This is a genomic window from Achromobacter sp. HZ34 (genome assembly GCF_002209485.1).
Taxonomy (GTDB): Bacteria; Pseudomonadota; Gammaproteobacteria; order Burkholderiales; family Burkholderiaceae_B; genus Bordetella_C.
In genome coordinates, this window is sequence record NZ_NJIX01000007.1 from 105,803 (window position 1) to 119,075 (window position 13,273).

A 13,273-nucleotide genomic window follows, 5' to 3' on the forward strand; every position below is an offset into this window, starting at 1 on the left:
CCGCCACGTGAATAGCTTGAACCAGGAATAGCATTGATGACGCAGTTCAAAAACCCGATATATATCGATCCGCGCACCGGCAAGACGTATCCGCTGTCGGATATCCGGTGGCGCTCGGACGACCACAATCCCCTGATGGTGACCCCGCTTGCCGGCATCGGCCGCGACGACATCGAGACGCGGCGGCGTTCCATCTGGCGTTACCAGGCGGCCTTGCCGGCCCCCATCGCCGATGCCGTCAGCCTGGGCGAGGGATGTACCCCGCTGATCCAGCGCAACTGGGGCCAGGCACGGCCGTATTTCAAGCTGGAATGGTTCAACCCCACCAGCAGCTTCAAGGACCGCGGCGCCGCGGTGATGGTTTCCTGGCTGCGCCAGCAAGGCGTGCCCAAGATACTCGAAGACAGTTCGGGTAATGGCGGCGCCGCCATCGCCGCATTGGGCGCGGCAGCCGGCATGCAGGTGAAGATCCTGGCGCCTGCCTATACCCCCATCGCCAAGGTGGCGCAGATCCGCGCTTTTGGCGCCGAGGTGCAGTTGGTGGAAGGGCCGCGCGAGGAATCCGAACACGAGGCCATCCGTCAATCCGAGCAGATTTTCTATGCCAGCCATAACTGGCACCCCTTCTTTCTGCAGGGCACCAAGTCCCTGGCCTACGAGATCTGGGAAGACCTGAATTTCACGGCGCCGGATAACGTGATCATTCCCACCGGGGCGGGCAGCAACGTATTGGGCTGCCATATCGGTTTCAAGGAATTGCTGGCGGCTGGCCAGATCAAGAAACTGCCGCGCCTGTTCGTGGCACAACCCTTGAACTGTTCACCCATCGACGCCTGCTTCACGGCCGGTGTGGATACGCTGACCGATCGCCCTGTATCACCGACGATCGCCGAAGGCACCGCCATCAAACGGCCCGTGCGCCTGCTGGAAAACCTGCAAGCCATCCGCGAAACCCAGGGTCAGACGGTGGCCCTGACGGAAGACCAGATACGCGCGGCCGTGCGCGCCATGGCGGCCATGGGGCTGTATGTGGAGCCGACTTGCGCATCGGCGGCCGCCGCCATCGATGTGTTGCTGGAGCGCGGCGCGATTCAAGCGAACGAGACCACGGTAGCCATCATGACCGGCACCGGCTTGAAATCGACCCAGTTCATGACCGAGCTTTTCGGTCAGCCCTGAAAACCGGCAGTACCCCTCTTCGGCAATAGACATGAACGATTATCTGCAACGTGCCCGCCTGGACCTCGACGAGTTGACCGCCATTCGTCACGACATCCACGCCCACCCCGAGCTGGGTTTCGAGGAAACCCGCACCGCCGAACTGGTGGCGGGGAAGCTGCGTGAATGGGGTATCGAAACCGTGACCGGCGTAGGCAAGCTGGGGGTGGTCGGCACCATCGTCGGCAAGCGCGAAGGGGGTGGCAAAAGCAGCGGTGGTAAGAACGGCGGCGGCAAAGTCGGCGCCATCGGCCTGCGTGCCGACATGGATGCGCTGGCCATGACGGAGACCAATGCCTTGCCGCACGCATCGCGCCATGTCGGCGTCATGCATGCCTGCGGCCACGATGGGCATACCACCATGCTGCTGGGCGCGGCCCGCGCCCTGGCGCGCGACCCCGACTTCGCGGGCACCGTACACCTGATTTTCCAACCGGCGGAGGAAGGCCGGGGCGGCGCCCTGGCGATGCTGGAGGCCGATCTTTTCTCCCGCTTCCCCTGCGACCGGATTTTCGGCCTGCATTCCTATCCCACCATGCCGGTGGGCACGTTCGGCACGCGTCCCGACGCCTTCATGTCCGCCTCCGGCCGGTGGCAGGTGACGTTTTCGGGCACGGGCGGGCATGGCGGGATGACGCCGCACCTGGCCTCGGACCTGACGGTGGCGCAGGCGAATTTCGTCCTGGGCCTGCAGACCATCGTGTCGCGCAACGTGCCGCCAGACCAGACCGCCATCATCAGCGTGGGCCATATCCAGGCTGGCGATCCGCAGGCCATGAATGTGATGCCGGCGAAATTGCATATCTCCGGCACGATGCGCGCCTTCAGCGCGGACGTGCAGGCATTGCTGGAGCAGCGCATCACGGAAATGGCGCATGCCCACGCGGCGATCCAGGGCGCCACGGCGACCGTCAAGTGCTGGTGGAATGCGGCCACGGTGATCAACGATGGGGCCGTCACGCAGGCCGCGGTGGCGGCGGCTGCGCGCGTGGTCGGCAACGACGGCGTCAATGGCGACATGCAGCGCCTGACCGCCGGCGAAGATTTTTCCTGGCTGCTGCAGAAGCGTCCCGGCGCCTTCGTATTCATCGGCAATGGCGTGCGCCAGGGCGATGGCGGCGGCAATCTGCATATGCCCAACTACGACTTCAACGACGAAGCGATTCCTTATGGCGTCGCCTATTGGTTATCCGTGGTCGACGGGGAATTAGGCAAGGCAGCCGGCGCCTGAGTCCGGCTTGATGTAAATAACATTCCAAGGGGTAGTGAAAATGTTCGGAAAACAATACACCGGGGCGGTCCGCTGCAAGCTGGCTACCGCCGCCATCCTGGCCACGGCGCTGCTTACACCGCTGAGCGGCCACGCCGCGGATGCCACCTGGCCAGCCCGGCCGGTCACCGTCATCGTACCGTCCGCCGCGGGCGGCGGCGCCGACGTGCTGACCCGAGTGGTCGTGACGCATCTGGCCCAGGCCACGCACCAGTCTTTCATCGTGGAAAATCGCCCCGGCGCGGGGGGATCGATAGGCATGGGCCAGATCAAGCGCGCGGCGCCCGATGGCTACACGATGGGGTACGGCAATCTGAATACGCTGGCGGTCAATCCGTCGCTGTTCAACCAGATACCTTACGACGCGTCCAAGGACTTCGCCTTGATCGGTCCCATGTTCACCCTGCCCAACCTGGTGGTAGTGCGGGCGGACTCGCCTTACAAATCGATCGCGGATCTGGTCGCCGCCGCCAAGGCCAAGCCGGGCAAGCTGTTCTGGGCCGCGTCCAACCTGGGTAGCAGCGGGCACATGGGCGGAGAGTTGTTCAAGCGCATGGCCAATATCGACACCTCTTTCGTGCCCTATAACGGCGACCCCGCATCGCTGACGGATCTGGCGGGCGGCCAGCTGGATTACACCATCACCAATGCCCCCATCGCCTGGCCCCTGGTGCAGGCCGGCAAGCTGCGCGCATTGGCGATCACCAGCATCACGCGCGCGCCCGCGTTTCCGGACATTCCCACCATCGACGAATCCGGTTTCAAGGGTTATGACAACGGCGCCTGGGGCGGCTTGATCTTCCCGGCCGGGACGCCCAAGGCCATCGTCGATCGTGCCAGCGCGGTGCTGGAAGAGGTGATGAAGTCCGATGCGGTCAAGGCGGACCTGGCCAAGGCCTTCGCCACGCCCACGCCGGGCAATCAACCCGATTTCGTCAAATTCGTTGCCGTTGAACAGAAGAAGTGGGCCGACGTGATTGCCTCCGCCCATATCGAGAAGCAGAACTGATCATGCCGACTTCCACCACCGGACCGCGCATCGCCATACTGGGCTTTGCGATCGAATCCAACCGTTTCGCGCCGATTTCCACGCGCGAGGACTTCGTCACCAGGGCCTACCTGCGCGGCGACGCCCTGATGGCCGACGCCCGTAGCGATGCGCCGGCCATGACGCCCGAGATTCCGGCCTTCGTGCGCGACATGGATGGCGCCGGCGCCTGGACGCCGGTGCCCATCCTGTTCGCCAATGCGGAGTCGGGCGGTCCGGTGGAGCACGGTTTCTTCACCGACACCATGGTGGTATTCGAGGCCGGCTTGCGCGCGGCCTTGCCCGTGCAGGCGGTTTATATCTGCGAGCACGGCGCGGCCATCACCACCGAGTCCGACGATCCCGATGGCGAGGTCTTCGCCATGGTGCGCCGTATCGTGGGGGACGCCATCCCCGTGGTCGCCACGGTGGACCTGCACGCCAATGTGTCGGACCGCATGGTCGACAGCGTGGATACCCTGATCTCGTATCGCCGCAATCCGCACGTCGACATGGCCGAGCGCGGCGCCGACGCGGCGCGCGTCCTGCGCGAGCTGATGGCGGGCGGGGAGGTCTCGGTGGCACACATCCGCATGCCCGTCTGCGCGCCGCCTACGCAGCTGTTGACGGCGCCCGGCACGGGGCCTTACGCCGACATGATTGCCTCGGCCGAAGCACTGCTGGACGATCCCCGCATCATCAATATTTCCGGGGTGGCGGGTTTCGTTTATGGCGATACGCCGAAGAACGGCCTGACGGTGATCGTCACCACGCGCAACGATCCCGCGTACGCGCGCCAGGTCGCGCTGGATCTGGCGCTGCCCGCGTGGCAAGGCCGCGCGGCCTTCACGCCGGAACTGACGTCGGTCGAACGGGCGGTGGCCCTGGCGCGTGCCGCCGGCGAAGACGAGCGGCTGCCCGCCGTGTGCCTGGCCGACGTTGCCGATAACCCCGGCGGCGGTGGCCGCGGCAATACGCCTTATTTGCTGCAAGCCTTGCTGGCGGCGGATGTCCAGGGCGTGATCGTCGGCGTCATCACCGATGCAGCCTTGTGCGCCGAAGCGCATCGCCTGGGTGTCGATGCCTCGTTCCTGGCGCGCTTCAACCGGGAGGAGACCACGCTGTATTCGGACGCCTTCGAAACGCAGGCCCGGGTGCTGGCCTTGCGTGATGGCCAGGGCGTCGGGCGCCGGGGACAGTTGCAGGGTTGCCGCTACGACCTGGGGCCGTCGGTATTGCTGCGGATCGGCGGCATCGAGGTGGTGGTGGTGTCCAACCGCTATCAATGCCACGAGCCCATGTTCTTCGAAATGTTCGGTCTGGACATCGCTGCCGCCAGGACCGTGGTGGTGAAGTCGCGCGGCCACTTCCGCGCGGCCTTCGATGAGTTCTTCAAACCGGAACAGATCTACAACGTGGATGTGGCCGGCCTGACTTCGCCCGTGTTGGCGCGTTTCGATTTCCGGCGGCTGCCGCGGCCGGTGGTGCCCATGGACGCCATTGCGGAGTGGACGCCGAAGGTACGGATGCTGTCCAAGCGCAAGGCGGAGACTTTCGAGGGCTTGCTCACGCGCCCGGATCTCGTGATCGAACGCATCGTTTCCCACGGCAACGTCACGCCCGCGGACCAGCCTTATTGCCAGCCCCATGATGAATGGGTGATGGTGGTCTCAGGCTCGGCCCGGCTGCTGCTGGCCGGTGAAGAGCACACGCTGAATGCGGGCGACCACCTGCTGATTCCCGGCGGCGTCGAACATTGGGTGACCTACACGTCGCCCGATCAAGAGACGGTCTGGCTGGCGGTGCATATCAAGACGGAGTAACAGGAGCGTGTACGAGGCCCACGTGACAGGGACTCGTCTGCATCCCCTCGGAGCGCGGCAGCTTACGCTGCCAGCGCCGCCGGCCATTGCGTGGAGTCGCGCAACAAGACGTCCCCATCCACCCGCGCGATATCGGTGTGGCCGCAGAAGGCCATGGTCAGGTCCAGTTCCTTCTGGATGATTTCCAAAGCCCGCGTGACACCCGCTTCGCCCAATGCGCCCAGGCCATACAGCATGGCACGGCCGATATAGACGCCGCGGGCACCGAGGGCCAGCGCCTTGAGTACGTCCTGGCCGCTGCGCACGCCGCTGTCCAGATGCACTTCCGTGCGGGCGCCCACGGCATCGACGATGGCGGGCAGGGCGCGGATGCTGGAAGGCGCGCCGTCCAGCTGCCGGCCGCCGTGGTTGGACACGATGATCGCGTCGGCGCCCACGCGCTGGGCCTGGCGTGCATCCTCGGCATCGAGGATGCCTTTCAGGATGAGCTTGCGCTCCCAGATCTTGCGGATCCAGGCGATGTCTTCCCACGTCACGGAAGGATCGTAATTGCGCGAACTCCAGTCGGCCATCGAAGCCATGTCGCCCACGCCTTCGGCATGGCCGACGATGTTGCCGAAGCTGCGGCGCCGGGTACCCAGCATGCGCAGGCACCATCCCGGCTTGCCCACCATATTGACCATGTTCGCCACCGTCAGGCGGGGCGGCGCGGTCAGCCCGTTCTTCAAGTCCTTGTGGCGCTGGCCGCTGATCGGCAGGTCCAGCGTCAGCACCAGGGCGTCGCAATGAGCCTCATGGGCGCGGCGCACCAGCTTCTCGACAAAGCGCCGGTCCCGCATCATGTACAGCTGGAACCAGAAAGGATGGCCGCCGGTGGCTTGCGCAATGTCTTCGATGGAGCAGATGCTGACGGTCGACAGGGTGAAGGGGATGCCGAAGCGCTGCGCCGCGCGCGCGGCCAGGATCTCGCCGTCCGCGTGGATCATGCCTGTCAGGCCGGTGGGCGCGATGGCCACCGGCATGCTTACCGCGCGGCCCAGCATGGTCGCGCCGGTATTGCGGGTGGTCACGTCCACGGCAACGCGTTGGCGCAGCAGCATGCGCTGGAAATCCAGCTCATTGGCGCGGTACGTGCCCTCGGTCCAGGAGCCGACATCGACGTAGTCGTAGAACATCTTCGGCACGCGGCGGCGCGCCAGGACCCGCAGGTCCTCGATGCAGGTGATGCTGGTCTTGCTCATACGGTGACGTGCGCGTCGTGGATGACCTTGGCCCACTTGGTCTTTTCTTCCTGGATGAAGGCGGCGAAACGCTCGACGCTGCCGCCGCCGTCCTCGGCGCCATAGGTCTTCATCTTTTCAACCACGTCGGGCTGGGCCAGGATGGTGTTGAGATCGGTGTTCAAACGCTTCACCAAGGCCGGATCCATGCCCGCCGGACCCACCAGGCCATACCAGGTGCTGGCGTCGAAGCCGGGATAGCCCAGTTCGGCAACCGTCGGCACGTTGGGCTGCGCGGGCGAGCGGCGCAGGCGCGTTTGCGCGATGGCGACCAGCTTGCCGCTGGCCACCTGGGGCGTGGCCGACGGCATGGTCTCGAAGCTGTAGTCGATCTGGCCGCCAAGCAGGTCCGCCATCATGGCGCCGGACCCGCGATAGGGCACGTGCAGCGCATCGATGCCGGCGCGCAGCTTGAACATTTCCAGCGCCAGATGCTGCACCGAACCCGGCCCGGCCGATCCGAACGTCACCGTGCCAGGCGACTTGCGGCAACGCTCGACCAGGGCCGGCAGCGTGCGCGCTGGCTGGTCGGCGCGGCACACCAGCAGGCTGGGCGAGATGCCGGCAAGCATGATGGGCGAGAAGTCGCGGTCGACGTCATAGCCCAGCTTGGGGTAGAGACTGGGCGCCACGGCGTGGTTGCTGAAATTGGTCATCAGCAGGCAGCTGCCGTCGGCGGGCTGCTTGACCAGGTAGTCCGCGGCGATGACGCCGGCGGCCCCAGCGCGGTTTTCCACGACGACGGAGATGTTCCACATCGCGCCCAGCTTCTGCGCCAGCAGGCGGCTGACCATGTCGGTACCGCCACCAGGCGGAAAGCCGACCACCAGGCGCATGGGGTTGGGCACGGAGCCCTGGGCGCGGACGGCAAACGGCAGCAGGGTCGCGGCGGCAGCCGCTGTCAGGACGTGGCGTCGGTTCATCTCTGTCTCCTTGTCTTTTTTGCGCCGCGTCATCGTGTGGACGCGGCGTTGGCGATGGCGGAAGTGTAGGGAGCGCAGCCGCTGGCTAGCAACGTTGAAATATTTGAATCGACGCTGAGTTTTTCTCACAGGGCAGGGGAGGCCACAGGAGGGACGCACGCGGAGGGGCATGGGAAGACGACGCAAGAAGTGGCCGCAAGAGTTTTTCTTGAAAGGTGCCGCAATATTTCTCGCTTGGCCCACGGCAGGGGCATTCCTACACTTTGAATCTCCGCCGCGTGGCTGATTGTTTTCATGCCTTCCGCCGGCACCAGAACGAGAAACCCATGTCCGAACCCATCATCGTTGAACGCGATGGCGCCATTGCCACCGTCATCCTCAACAGCCCCGACAAGATGAATGCCATGAACGAGGCCATGTGGCAGGGCTTGGCGGATGCCATGGCCGGGCTGTCCGCCGATGATGACGTGCGCTGCATCGTCCTGCGCGGCGCCGGGGAGCGGGCGTTTTCGGCCGGCGCCGACATCGAGGAGTTTCCCCGCACGCGGCGCGACAAGGACGCGGCGCGCGCCTACGGCCGGGTGACGCACCGCGCCATGCAGGCGGTGGCCGGCAGCCGCCATCCGACCCTGGCCGTCATCCATGGCGCCTGCGTGGGCGGCGGGCTCGAACTGGCCGCTGTCTGCGATATGCGTATTTGCGGCGCGTCCAGCCGCTTCGGTGCGCCCATCAACCGGCTTGGGCTGGTCATGTCCTATGGCGAACTGGGCGGCCTGGTGGCGTTGGCGGGGCGTGCGGTGGCCCTGGAAATCGTGCTCGAAGGCCGCGTGTTCGGCGCGGAGGAGGCGCAGCGCAAGGGTCTGGTCAATCGCGTGGTGGACGATGCCATGGTCAACGAAGAGGGCTTGGCGGCGGCGCGCCGCATTGCCGCGGGGGCGCCTCTGGTTGCGCGCTGGCACAAGCGCTTCGTCCAGCGCCTGGATGATCCGCGGCCGCTGACGGAGGCGGAACTGGACGAAGCCTATGACTGCTTCGACACCGAGGATTTCGGCATCGGTTATCGGGCCTTCCTGGCCAAGACCCGTCCTGCCTTCGTGGGTCGTTGATGGGATGCCGGCATGTCTTGCCGTGGCGCGTTGGCGCACCGTCCGGCAGGTTCCGCAAGCCCTTGCATTCCCTTCACTCCCTTCCCCCCATTCATGCATCCACCTGATTTCGCGCAAAACATAAGGACTACACAATGACGCTTCCCCTTGCCAATCTGCGCGTACTGGATGTCAGCCAGATCATGGCCGGCCCTTATTGCTGCATGCTGCTGGGCGATATGGGCGCCGACGTCATCAAGGTGGAAACGCCAGGGACCGGCGACCAGACCCGCCGCGCGATGGGCTTCCGCCTGAAGGGCGACGACAGCGGCGGCTTCCTGGCGCTGAATCGCAACAAGCGCAGCGTCGAGATCGACCTGAAGAATGCCGAGGGCCGCGAGGCCTTCTACGAACTGGTGCGGCAGGCGGACATCCTGGTCGAGAACAATCGACCCGGCGTGGCCGCGCGCCTGAAGATCGACTTCGAGACGCTGCACGCCATCAATCCGCGCCTGGTCTACGCCAGCATTTCCGGCTTCGGCCAGACGGGGCCCTGGTCGCGCCGTCCCGGCCTGGACCTGATCGCGCAAGCCAGCTGCGGCGCCATGAGCGTGATGGGCGAGCCGGACGGCGCGCCGATGAAGTCCAGCGTACCGTTCGCCGACCTGGGCGCGGCGCTGTTCGCCGCCTATGCGATCCTGAGCGCGGTCATCGGCCGTGCCACCACCGGCCTGGGCCAGTACATCGATGCGTCGCTGTACGAGACGGCGCTGGGCCTGTCGGTGTGGGAGAGCGCGGAGTTCTGGGGCACGGGCCGCGTGCCGGCGCCGCTGGGTAGCGCCAACCGCATGAGCGCGCCTTACCAGGCCGTGCGCGCGGCGGATCGGTATATGGTGATCGGCGCGGCGAACAACAAGCTGTGGAACGCGCTGTGCGAGGTCATCGGGCGGCCGGACTTGCCGGCGGATCCGCGCTTCATCGACAACGTGGCGCGCCTGCGGCATCGGGCTGAGCTGATTCCGCTGATCGAGGAGGCATTGGCTGCCGCGCCGGCCGATATCTGGGTCGAACGCCTGCTGGCCGCCGGGGTGCCGGCCGCGCCCATCCTGGATTATGAGGAAGCGCTGGATACCGAACAGGCACGCGCGCGCAATATGGTCATGGAGATCGACCATCCGGTGGAAGGGCGGGTCAAGGCGCTGGGCTTCCCGGTGAAACTGAGCGGTACGCCGCAGCAGGTGCGGCGGCCGGCGCCGCTGCTGGGTCAGCACACGGCGGAGGTCTTCGCGGAACTGGGTATCGCCGGCGATCAGGTGGCACGCTGGCGTGAGGCGGGGGCTTTCGGTGCGGTGTCCGTGTCGGAAACTTCTTCACGTACCCAAGCAGCGAAGGCTTGAATACGCGGGTCGGCGGCGCGCTCTTCGGGATAGACCAGGAAATAGGAAAACTCGATGTCCAATGCCAGATCCGGGAAGGGCTCCACCAGGCGTCCCGCGGCGATATCGCGGCGCACCCAGTTGCGCTTGGCCAGCGCCACGCCCAGGCCGTCTATCGCCGCATCGATCACCAGGTGGCTAGGCCAGAAGGATGGCCCGCGTGAGGTATCGATGCCGCTCACCCCGGCCCGTTCCAGCCACGTGGCCCAGTCCGGATTGCTGACATCGTCATAGGTGCTGTCATCATGCAGCAAGGTGTGATGACGCAGGTCGTCGGCGCGCACCAGCGGCGCGGCCCCTGCCAGCAGCGCCGGGCTGCACACGGGCGTCACCTCCACCGGCAGGCACAGTTCAGTATGCAGGCCAGGGTAGTCACCGCGCCCGTAGCGCACTTCGATATCCACATCGTCGCGCTCGAAATCGGACATGTTCTTGGACGTCGATACGCGCAGGTCGATGTCCGGATGCCTGGCCACGAAGCGCTTCATGCGGGGGATCAGCCATTTCACCGCGAACGTCGGTGGCAGATTGAGCTTGAGCGCCTGCGACTGCCGTTCGCGCTGCACCCGGTAGGTGGCCTGCACCAATTGGCGGAAAGCCTCCTGGACGCCCGGCAGATACGCCTTGCCCGCGCTGGTCAGGATGAGGGATTTGGTGTCGCGCACGAACAGGGCGATGCCAAGATTGTCCTCCAGCACCTTGATCTGGTGGCTGACGGCCGAAGGGGTGACGCACAACTCCTCGGCCGCGCGCGTGAAGCTGAGATGGCGCGCGGCGACCTCGAAGGCGCGCAGCGGGTTCAGCGGAGGGATGGGACGGGGCATGAGGGGTTCCGGGTGCGCCTGATCGTCTGCCGGCGATTACGAAATGATATCAATCCTTGAGATGTCCTTATTGAGCTTCATCGCGATGCTCTGGTTTACTTGAAGTCCGAATCCCATTGCTTATCCAGGCATTTATCCAGCCGTTCACTCATTCATTCTTTCTTTCAACCATTGAAGCGGGCGACCATGCAGATCCTGACTCCTGAAAATACCTTGCCGACAGACGGCGACGCGGGCACCCTGGTGGGCAGGGCGTGGGTCCCCGGCAAGATCGGCGGCCCGTCGCCGGTGGTCCTGCGCGCCGGCGGCGTGTACGACCTGTCCACCACCTTCGCAACCCTGAGCGATCTGCTTGATGCCGCTGATCCCGTACAGGCCGTGCGGCGCGCCGAGGGACGGCTGATAGGCAGCAGCGCCGAAGTACTGGCCAACACACGGACGGATGCCGATGCGGCACAGGCCCATTTCCTGGCGCCGGCGGATCTGCAAGTCATCAAGGCGGCGGGAGTGACCTTCGCGTCCAGCATGATCGAACGCGTCATCGAGGAACAGGCCAAGGGCGAGCCGGCACGCGCCGAAGGGGTGCGGCGCACCGTCGTCGACGCCATAGGCACGGACCTGCGTGCGGTGAAACCCGGGTCGCCTGAAGCGGCCCACCTGAAGTCGGTGCTGATGGCGCAAGGCTTGTGGTCGCAATATCTGGAAGTGGGCATCGGCCCCGACGCCGAGGTCTTCACCAAGGCGCCCGTGCTGTCCGCGGTCGGCACCGGCAATCAGATCGGCATCCATCCCAAGTCGGAATGGAACAATCCCGAACCCGAAATCGTCCTGGCCGTCACGCGGCAAGGCACCATCGTTGGCGCGACGCTGGGCAATGACGTCAATCTGCGCGACTTCGAAGGCCGCAGCGCGCTGCTGCTCAGCAAGGCCAAGGACAACAATGCTTCATGCGCCATCGGCCCCTTCATACGCCTGTTCGACGATACCTTCAGCCTGGATGACGTGCGCCGCTGTGAACTGACCCTGCGGGTCGAAGGTACGGACGGCTACGTGCTGAGCGGCGCCAGTTCGATGGCGCAGATCAGCCGCGATCCCCTGGATCTGGTGGCGCAGACGCTCAACCGAAATCATCAATATCCCGATGGCTTCCTGCTGTTCCTGGGGACGCTGTTCGCACCGACCGAGGACAGGGATCACCCCGGCGGCGGCTTCACTCACAAGGTCGGCGACGTGGTGAGCATCGCTACGCCCAGGCTGGGCGCCTTGCGCAATGCCGTGACCCATAGCGATAATGCACCTCCCTGGAACTTCGGCCTGGGTCAGTTGATGCGCAACCTGGCATCGCGAGGGCTCTTGTCGGCACGGTAATGAACCTCGGTCGCATCGATCTGGTCACCTTGTCCCTTTTCGTGGCCGTCGCGCGGCACGGCAGTATCTCGGCGGGCGCGCGCCAGCAGCATCTGGCGGTGGGCGCGGCCAGCAAGCGGATTTCGGATCTGGAAGCAGCGCTGGGCACGCCCCTGCTGTTTCGCAATGCCGCCGGTGTGGAACTGACGGACGCCGGGCAGGCCTGCCTGGCGCACGCCTTGCGGGTACTGCGCGAGGTCGAGCAATTGGCCGGGACGCTGTCCGATTACGCCCATGGCGCGCGCGGCCAGGTGCGCATCGCCGCCAATACTTCATCCATTACGCAGTTCCTGCCGGAAGACCTGGCCGCGTTCATGGCCGCGCATCCCGCCGTGCGCATCGACCTGGAAGAACAGAATAGTTCGGACGTGGTGACGGCGGTGGCGGAAAATCGCGCGGACATCGGCATCTTCGCCGACCGCACGCCCGCGGCGGGGCTGGTGACGTCGGCCTATCGCATCGATGAACTGGTGCTGGTGACGGCGCGCAATCACGCCTTGGCCAAGCGGCGCCAGGTGTCGTTCGCCGAGACGCTGGACTTCGACTATGTCGGCCTGCCGACCGCCACTTCGCTGGCCAGCCGCCTGCAGGAAGAAAGCGCGCGCATGCAGCGTGGCATGCGCTTGCGCATCCAGGTGCGCAGCTTCGACGCCATCTGCCGGATGGTGGCGGCAACCGGCGGTATCGGCATCCTGCCGCGCGTGGCGGCGCAGCCGCATGCGCAGTCGATGAAGCTGGCGCTGATACCGCTGCGCGATGCCTGGGCGCAGCGCTCGCTGCTGTTGGGGGTGCGCGAACCCGCGACCCTGACGCTGGCGGCGCGGCTGCTATTGGCGCACTTGCAGGCCGCTGATGAGTGATTAGCGCGGTGCCGGTCGGCCTCGGGCGGCCGGCCCGGTCTCGGGCGCACCAGGCGCCGAAGCTGCGATCGAGGATGACGCCGCACGGCTTCATGCCGTGGCCAGCTTTCGCGTTTCGCG

At 65.7% G+C, this 13,273-nt stretch carries 11 protein-coding genes; 8 read left to right on the top strand and 3 right to left on the bottom strand.

Annotation, left to right across the window (positions count from 1 at the left end):
- Positions 1–36: 36 nt before the first annotated feature.
- From CEY05_RS24875 to CEY05_RS24890, 4 genes are read left to right on the top strand one after another with little or no spacing between them, the layout of a single operon-like run.
- Positions 37–1,179: a pyridoxal-phosphate dependent enzyme gene (locus CEY05_RS24875; protein ID WP_088599968.1), complete on the top strand. Its 1,143-nt coding sequence runs from the start codon at positions 37–39 to the stop codon at positions 1,177–1,179.
- A gap of 31 nt (positions 1,180–1,210) precedes the next feature.
- Entirely contained in the window at positions 1,211–2,449 is a 1,239-nt protein-coding gene (locus CEY05_RS24880; protein WP_088599969.1) for an amidohydrolase, read from the top strand.
- 40 nt (positions 2,450–2,489) lie between these two features.
- Entirely contained in the window at positions 2,490–3,497 is a 1,008-nt protein-coding gene (locus tag CEY05_RS24885; RefSeq protein ID WP_088599970.1) for a tripartite tricarboxylate transporter substrate binding protein, read from the top strand.
- A 2-nt stretch (positions 3,498–3,499) separates the two neighbouring features.
- A complete protein-coding gene (locus tag CEY05_RS24890) occupies positions 3,500–5,338 on the top strand; it encodes a M81 family metallopeptidase (RefSeq protein WP_158219418.1) in 1,839 nt (612 codons plus the stop codon).
- 62 nt (positions 5,339–5,400) lie between these two features.
- Here the strand turns inward: CEY05_RS24890 and CEY05_RS24895 are convergent, their stop codons facing one another.
- Both CEY05_RS24895 and CEY05_RS24900 read right to left on the bottom strand, forming a co-directional pair.
- Positions 5,401–6,579: an alpha-hydroxy acid oxidase gene (locus tag CEY05_RS24895; protein WP_088599971.1), complete on the bottom strand. Its 1,179-nt coding sequence runs from the start codon at positions 6,577–6,579 to the stop codon at positions 5,401–5,403.
- On the bottom strand, positions 6,576–7,541 hold the full coding sequence (locus CEY05_RS24900; protein WP_088599972.1) for a tripartite tricarboxylate transporter substrate binding protein: 966 nt from the start codon (positions 7,539–7,541) through the stop codon (positions 6,576–6,578). Before CEY05_RS24900 ends, CEY05_RS24895 begins: the two co-directional genes overlap by 4 nt.
- A 326-nt stretch (positions 7,542–7,867) precedes the next feature.
- Between CEY05_RS24900 and CEY05_RS24905 the strand changes: the two genes are divergently transcribed.
- Together CEY05_RS24905 and CEY05_RS24910 are read left to right on the top strand one after the other, a co-directional pair.
- Positions 7,868–8,647 (top strand): enoyl-CoA hydratase/isomerase family protein, encoded by a 780-nt coding sequence (locus CEY05_RS24905; protein WP_088599973.1) that lies wholly within the window; start codon positions 7,868–7,870, stop codon positions 8,645–8,647.
- Positions 8,648–8,781: 134 nt separating this feature from the next.
- A complete protein-coding gene (locus CEY05_RS24910) occupies positions 8,782–10,023 on the top strand; it encodes a CaiB/BaiF CoA-transferase family protein (RefSeq protein ID WP_088599974.1) in 1,242 nt (413 codons plus the stop codon).
- Here CEY05_RS24910 and CEY05_RS24915 read toward each other — a convergent pair.
- A complete protein-coding gene (locus tag CEY05_RS24915) occupies positions 9,936–10,886 on the bottom strand; it encodes a transcriptional regulator GcvA (RefSeq protein WP_088599975.1) in 951 nt (316 codons plus the stop codon). The genes CEY05_RS24910 and CEY05_RS24915 overlap by 88 nt on opposite strands.
- Before the next feature lie 186 nt (positions 10,887–11,072).
- On the opposite strand from CEY05_RS24915, the gene CEY05_RS24920 reads away from it, so the two are divergent.
- Together CEY05_RS24920 and CEY05_RS24925 are read left to right on the top strand one after the other, a co-directional pair.
- Positions 11,073–12,254, top strand: coding sequence for a fumarylacetoacetate hydrolase family protein (locus CEY05_RS24920; protein WP_088599976.1), 1,182 nt, complete (start codon positions 11,073–11,075; stop codon positions 12,252–12,254).
- Positions 12,254–13,153 (top strand): LysR substrate-binding domain-containing protein, encoded by a 900-nt coding sequence (locus CEY05_RS24925; RefSeq protein ID WP_088599977.1) that lies wholly within the window; start codon positions 12,254–12,256, stop codon positions 13,151–13,153. Before CEY05_RS24920 ends, CEY05_RS24925 begins: the two co-directional genes overlap by 1 nt.
- Positions 13,154–13,273: the final 120 nt, after the last annotated feature.